Origin of the sequence: Flavobacterium fluviatile (assembly GCF_010645065.1) — a bacterium.
GTDB classification, from domain to species: Bacteria; Bacteroidota; Bacteroidia; order Flavobacteriales; family Flavobacteriaceae; genus Flavobacterium; species Flavobacterium fluviatile.
In genome coordinates, this window is the sequence record NZ_JAADZW010000104.1 from 1 (window position 1) to 584 (window position 584).

Sequence of the window (584 nt, forward strand, 5' to 3'; positions counted from 1 at the left end):
TCCTTCACATCCGGCACACATATCCTGTTCTTGTACCACAGAGTACCCTGATCATCCTCTCTGAAATGTGGAGCTTTGCCCTTCTTGATCAACTCACGAATCTCCTGCAGCTTCTCATCATCTTTCTGATGCTGCCTAATCTCTGCCTCTAGAGTGGGTTCCGCTGCGAATGCTGCACTCGTAGTATGATGCAAGAAACCCAGACTCAACTGCTCAAACTCCTCACATAACTCACGAGGCATCTGAAAAGCCATGGCCATGTTGGCATAACTCTTCCTGCTCAGAGCATCTGCCACAACATTAGCCTTGCCCGGATGATAGTGAATCTCCAGGTCATAGTCCTTGACTAACTCTAGCCATCTCCTCTGCCTCATATTCAGCTCAGTCTGCGTGAAAATGTACTTGAGGCTCTTATGATCCGTGTAGATATCACACTGCTGCCCATACAAGTAATGCCTCCAGATCTTCAGAGCATGGACAACTGCGGCTAACTCCAGATCATGGGTGGGATAATTCAACTCATGTCGGCGCAACTGCCGTGAAGCATAAGCAATCACTTTGCCCTCCTGCATCAGGACACAACC

At 48.6% G+C, this 584-nt stretch carries 1 protein-coding gene; it reads right to left on the reverse strand.

Annotated elements, in window-relative coordinates; genetic code table 11:
- Positions 1–584, reverse strand: a 584-nt coding sequence (locus GXM17_RS21460; protein WP_163401550.1) for a Ty3/Gypsy family RNase HI domain-containing protein, incomplete at both ends; no start/stop codon positions are given.